The following is a 6,391-nucleotide window of genomic DNA, read 5'->3' on the forward strand; positions in this document are numbered from 1 at the left end:
GCTTTTCTAACGTCTCCTACATAGAAACGGCAGAAAGGCAGGGTTACGGTAGTCGCCTACTGTGTTTAGGGGTGACCCGGATTTCGAAGTTTCTCATTGAGAACAAGCGAATTAACTCTAAGTGCTGCATTTCTCGGACAAACAGTTCAGGAAGTGCAGGAATGGAGAGTATATACCCAAACTTCGCATAGGTGAACCACAAAAAACGGAAGTAAAAACCGGAAGTAAAGACCAACTTCCACGAACCAAGAAACAATTCAAAACAATCCCCATGATGCACTGGTTTGCTTTAAAAGTGTTTTATAACAAAGTCTTCGACATCGAAAAGGCTTTGGAGAAAGAGCACATCGAAACGTATATCCCTTGCGAAGAAACGTTAGTCATCCGGAACGGAATCAAAAAAACGGTGCGCAAGCCGATGATCAGTTCCCTCATGTTTTTCCGTGCCACCACAGCCGATGCGTTGAAGGTCCAGAAGATGTTCACCGACAAGGTCATCCTTTATACCCGCCTGGAGGATATGAAAAGGATCCCGCTTGTCATCCCCGACGAGGAAATGAACACCTTCATGCTGGTCACTTCTGCCGGCGAAAAAGGCATCGAATATTACGACGACGCCCCCAAGTTCCATCAGGGCGACCGCGTAAGGGTGACCGACGGCAAGTTCAAGGGTGCCGAAGGGTATATCTGTCGCGTTAAGAAAAACCGGAGACTGGTGGTCTCCATTCAGGGAGTGTGCGCCGTACTTACGTCGTATATTCCACGTTCTTTTTTAGAGATAATATCGAAGAAACCCACAGTGTCAGAACCAATCAAGGAGGCTCACTAACTACAGCCTATTGCCCACGGGCAAGGCTGCAATCAGGATAACAGGTACAGCAGCCTCCGTCATATATTTAAATTAAGTTTCGCAAGTGCTCAATTTATTAGGAGACAAGGGAACGAGTTAAGTTAGTTGACAAGGGAACAAGTTAACAAGGCCACAAGGCTTGCCTACTGCTTTCAGGAGACAAGGGAACGAGTTAACAAGACTACAAGGATTGCTTACTGCTTTCAGGAGACAAGGGGACGAGTTAACAAGGCCACAAGGATTGCCTACTTGTCACCTCGTCAACTCGTCAACTTGTCAACTCACGACTTGTCAACTTGTCAACTCACGACTTGTCAACTCGTCAACTTGTCAACTTGTCAACTCGTAGACTCGTCAACTCCCACTTGAGCCCCAGCGAAAGTTAAGCATTTAACCTAAAACAAAACATTTACAGTTATGCTTTGGACACTCAACTGTTTATCAGTCCTTTTACTGTGTATTTTCTGTGCGGGAATCGTCATCCCACAGATTTTGTTGATTGCCTTCCGGCGTCGGCTTTTCGACATGCCCGACGAACGGAAAATCCACCAGGGAGTCGTTCCTCGGCTGGGAGGCATTGCCTTTAAACCCGTAGTTTTCTTCTCATTCGCTTTAGTATTGGGAATCAATCTGCTACTGGGCCATACTGAAATTCTGGTAGAAGCCGAACGCAATGCCAGTACGCTGACATTCGGATTCTGTACCATCATGATTCTGTACCTCACCGGCATGGCCGACGACCTCATCGGCGTCCGCTACCGTGCCAAGTTCGTCATCCAGATTCTGTGCGGACTGATGCTCATCGCTGGCGGTATCTGGATCGACAATCTGGACGGCGTTCTGGGCATCCATGCCCTGCCGGCTTTCATCGGCTACCCGCTCACCGTGCTGTCAGTCGTCTTCCTGATCAATGCCATCAACCTCATCGACGGCATCGACGGTCTGGCTTCCGGTCTGTGCAGCATCGCCCTGCTGGTCTACGGAATCATGTTCTTCCATTGCGGGCAATACATCTATGCCATGTTCTCGTTCGCCACACTGGGCGTACTCATCCCCTTCTATTATTATAATGTATTCGGCAACCCCGAAAAACAGCGGAAGATCTTCATGGGCGACACAGGCAGCCTCACCGTCGGCATGATGCTCGCTCTCCTCGGTTTCAAACTGTTGTCTCTGGAACCGTCGGAAAGCGGTGTCGACGACTCTTTCCTCATGGTCTGCTTTTTCTCTCCCCTGCTCATCCCCTGCTGCGACGTAGTGCGGGTCTACCTGCACCGGGTGCGCAACGGCCGCAATCCGTTCCTGCCGGACAAAAACCATATCCATCACAAGTTGCTCGCCATCGGCATGAAGCAGCGTACAGCCATGGTCACCATCATTCTGGTTTCCCTGCTGTTCACCCTGTCCAACCTCCTGCTGCTGCAGTTCCTCAACATCAACTGGATTCTGTTCGGCGACTTCTTCATCTGGACAATAGCCAACATATGGCTGACCAAGAAAATTAAAGCAATTAATAATGAAAAATTAAAAATTAAAAATGAATAATCCGATTCACCACAGAGGACGCAGCGTTTCACAGAGGGAAAAAATTAAAAATCTGTGTTATCCCTGTCATCCGTGCCTGAACCCCCATTCATCTTTTAATTTTCAATTTTCAATTATCAATTATCAATTATCAATTATCCATTATCCATTATCCATTATCAATTATCCATTATCAATTATCAATTTAATTCCCGCTCAATAGAGACATGAAAAAAAGTTCATTATCCTGGATCATGCTCCTGCTCCTGCCGGGTATGCTCCTGCTCAGTTCCTGCAATGCCTCCAAAAACGTCGTCTATTTCCAGGACCTCACCCCCGGTGAGAGCGAAATAGCACTTGCGTCGTCTCCTGCCATCAAGATCGGTCCCGAGGACAAGATCTCTATCATCGTCAGCTGCCGCGACCCGCAACTCGCCATGCTGTTCAATCTGCCTACAGTCTCTATGCAGTTCAACCAGGTCAGTTCAGTCAGCAGTGGTTCCGGTTCCTCCACAGGCAGTTCCCAAGGCGTTTCCGGCTATACTGTCGACCGCAACGGTGAAATCGACTTCCCCGTACTCGGCAAGATCAAGGTAGCCGGCATGGACCGCGAAGAAATCGCCGCCTACATCAAAAGCGAACTGCTCCGCCAGAACCTGGTTAAAGATCCCGTTGTCACCGTCGAATACATGAATCTCTGCTTCTCCATCCTCGGCGAAGTCAACACCCCCGGACGTTTCAGCATCGACCGCGACCACGTCACCCTGCTCGATGCCCTGAGCATGGCAGGCGACCTCACCATCAACGGCAACCGCAAGAAAGTCATGGTCATGCGTCAGGAAAACGGCAAGCAGCGTGTCTACGGTGTCGACCTCACCTCCGGCGAATACGTCTACACCTCACCGGCCTACTACCTGCAGCAGAACGATGTAGTCTACATCGAGCCCAACGATATGAAAGCCCGCCAGTCCACCGTCAATGGCAACAACGTGCGCTCCACTGCCTTCTGGCTGTCACTCGCCTCGTTCCTCACAACCATTGCAGTGCTGGTATTCAAATAAAATGAAGAATGCTTTAAAATGAAGAACGCTTTAAAATGAAGAATGAGGAATGAAGAATGAAGAATTAAGACTATTCCTCAGCGTAAATATTAAAAGAGGTTTTGAGCGAAGCTAATTAAGGAGTTAAGCCAATACATTGACTACTCTTAACGCTAAACTCTTAACTTTTATTCACCACAGAGGACACGGAGTTTCACAGATAAAATTTAAATCCGTGTCGTCATATAAACTGTAAACTTCCAATTTTAGGGTATCCCCTTTTAGACGGGCAAGTTAGAGCCAATACATTGACTACTCTCAACGCTAAACTCTAAACTCTCAACGCTAAACCTTAAACCCTCAACGCTAAACCTTAAACCCTAAACGCTAAACCTTAAACCCTAAACTCTCAACTTTTATTCAACGCAGATTACGCAGATTAACGCAGATTGAAAATTTAAAATATCCGTGTGCTCCGTGTCATCCGCGTCTAAAAAATTTTTAAACCCTCAACTCTAAACCCTCAACGCTCAACTCTAAACCCTCAACGCTCAACCTTTATTCCACGCAGATAACCCTCAACTTTTAATTTTTAAATATTAATTTTTAATTCTTAACTTATAACTTCCAACCGTGGTCATACAACCAACTCAAAACAAGCCTGCGGGAAACGATGATTTCCTGCGCATTCAGGATCTGTTCATCCTGTGTTTAGCCAAGTGGTACTGGTTTGTCATCTCCCTGGCTATTCTGCTGGGAGCTGCCACCATCTACCTGTTGAAAACCCCGCCCGTCTACACCCGTTCTGCTTCCCTGCTCATCAAGGAAGACGGCAAGAGCGGTTCAGGCAACGAAGCTGCCGGTGTGCTGGGCGATATCGACATTTTCCGCACCAGCACCAACATCAACAACGAAATGCTCTCCATGCAGTCGCCTGCCGTCATGTACGAAGTAGTCCGTCGCCTGCATCTCGATGTCAACTATACCACCGACGGCCGTTTCTACAATCCCGTCATCTATGGCAGCGACAATCCCTACGAAGTCAGCTTCTTCGACCTGGGCGATGCCGAAAGCGCCTCCTTCACCCTTCGTCCCGACAAAGACGGACAGGTGAAGCTCACCGACTTCACACGCAACGGTGAAGAAGCCGACGGCGACGCCGTCACTGCCCTGAACGACACCGTCCAGACCCCCGTGGGCCGCCTTCTCGTCAATGCCCGCCCCGGTTCCACTGCCGCCCAGCAGACGGTCTTTGTATCGCGCATCAGTATGCAGGATGCCACCGCCGATTATTCTTCCCGGCTGTCCGTCGCCCTCAACGACGAAAAGTCTACCGTGGTCAACCTCACCCTACAGGATGTCTGCACCCAACGTGCCGAAGACGTGCTCAACACGCTGATCTCCGTCTACAACGAAAACTGGGTGAAAGACAAGAACCAGATTGCCGTCAGCACCTCCATGTTCATCAACGAACGTCTGGGCGTCATCGAGCGCGAACTGGGCAATGTCGACGAAGACATCTCCTCCTACAAGAGCGAGAACCTGCTGCCCGACGTACAGGCTGCCGCCAGCATGTACATGGCCGAGAGCAGCGAAACCAATGCCAAGATCCAGACCCTGAACACCCAGCTGTCCATGACCCGCTACGTCCGCAGCTACCTCACCGGTGCTTCCAGCCGCAACCAGCTGCTTCCCGCCAACTCCGGCATCGAGAACTCCGGCATCGAGAAGCAGATTGCCGAGTACAACACCCTGCAGCTGCGCCGCAACGATCTGGTAGCCAACAGTAGCGAGACCAACCCGCTGGTAGTCGACATGGACCATTCGCTCCATGCCCTGCGCGATGCCATCATCCGCACCCTCGACAACTACGTCACCACGCTCAACACCCAGCTGCGTGCCTTGCAGCAGAGTGCCCGCCAGACTACGGCCCGCATCGCCGCCAACCCATCACAGGGCAAATACCTGCTGTCCGTCGAGCGTCAGCAGAAGGTGAAGGAATCCCTCTACCTCTTCCTGCTCCAGAAGCGCGAGGAGAACGAGCTTTCCCAGGCATTTACCGCCTACAACACCCGTGTCATCATGCCCCCCTCGGGCAGCATGGCTCCCACGGCACCGGCTAAGAAGAATATCCTGCTGATAGCCTTCGTCATCGGCCTGATTATCCCCGTTGCCGTCATCTTCCTGCGCGAGTCCATGAACACCCGCATCCGTGGCCGCAAGGATCTGGATGCTCTGACTTTACCGTTCGTCGGCGAAATTCCGCAGGCAGCAACAAAGAAAAAAGGCACGTCGGACAAGAAATCAACAGAAAACAACCCCATTGTCGTACACGAAGGCAGCCGCGACATCATCAACGAGGCATTCCGCGTACTGCGCACCAACCTCGAATTCATGACCGACAAGGAACAGCATTCCAACGTCATCGTTGTCACATCATTCAATCCCGGCAGCGGCAAGTCTTTCCTGGCCATGAACATTGCGGTCAGTCTGGCCATCAAGCAGAAAAAAGTGCTGGTCATCGACGGTGACATGCGCCACGGTTCTACCTCGGCCTACGTCGGCTCTCCGCAAACCGGTCTGAGCAACTACCTGAGCGGCCATGTCAACAACCTGAAGGACATCATCGTCACCGATGCCCGCCACGCCAACCTGCAATTCCTCCCGGTAGGCACCATCCCGCCCAACCCCACCGAATTGCTGTTCAGCGACCGCCTCAAGCAGCTCATCGATACCGTCCGCAGCCAGTACGACTATATATTTATCGACTGTCCTCCTATCGAGATGGTAGCCGATACGCAAATCATCGAGCAGCTGGCCGACCGTACCCTCTTTGTCGTACGCACCGGTCTGTTGGAACGCAGCATGCTTCCCGAGCTGCAACGTATCTACGACGAAAAGAAGTACAAGAATATGGCTCTCATCCTGAACGGCACCGTCGGCAGTGGCGGCCACTACGGTTACCGCTATGGCTACC

The 6,391-nt window shown here is 50.8% G+C and carries 4 protein-coding genes; all 4 read left to right on the forward strand.

Features of this window, described 5'->3' with window-relative positions; genetic code table 11:
- Positions 1–271 precede the first annotated feature (271 nt).
- The gene (locus QVP67_RS07775; protein WP_071150345.1) at positions 272–829 is read left to right on the forward strand and encodes a UpxY family transcription antiterminator; all 558 of its coding nucleotides are present in this window, start codon (positions 272–274) and stop codon (positions 827–829) included.
- A 438-nt stretch (positions 830–1,267) separates the two neighbouring features.
- Positions 1,268–2,395, forward strand: a complete 1,128-nt coding sequence (locus QVP67_RS07780) for an MraY family glycosyltransferase (protein ID WP_022163006.1) — start codon at positions 1,268–1,270, stop codon at positions 2,393–2,395.
- Positions 2,396–2,601: 206 nt separating this feature from the next.
- Entirely contained in the window at positions 2,602–3,435 is an 834-nt protein-coding gene (locus QVP67_RS07785) for a polysaccharide biosynthesis/export family protein (protein ID WP_022163008.1), read from the forward strand.
- Positions 3,436–4,047: 612 nt separating this feature from the next.
- Positions 4,048–6,391, forward strand: a 2,344-nt coding sequence (locus QVP67_RS07790) for a GumC family protein (RefSeq protein ID WP_288180017.1), incomplete at its 3' end; no start/stop codon positions are given.

This window comes from Bacteroides sp. CAG:633 (genome assembly GCF_000435115.1).
GTDB lineage: Bacteria > Bacteroidota > Bacteroidia > Bacteroidales > Bacteroidaceae > Bacteroides > Bacteroides ndongoniae.

Bases quoted from the DNA above. Each gene is read 5' to 3' on its own strand.
- QVP67_RS07775 (WP_071150345.1), top strand. From the start codon at position 272: ATGATGCACTGGTTTGCTTTAAAAGTGTTTTATAACAAAGTCTTCGAC.
- QVP67_RS07785 (WP_022163008.1), top strand. From the start codon at position 2,602: ATGAAAAAAAGTTCATTATCCTGGATCATGCTCCTGCTCCTGCCGGGT.
- QVP67_RS07780 (WP_022163006.1), top strand. From the start codon at position 1,268: ATGCTTTGGACACTCAACTGTTTATCAGTCCTTTTACTGTGTATTTTC.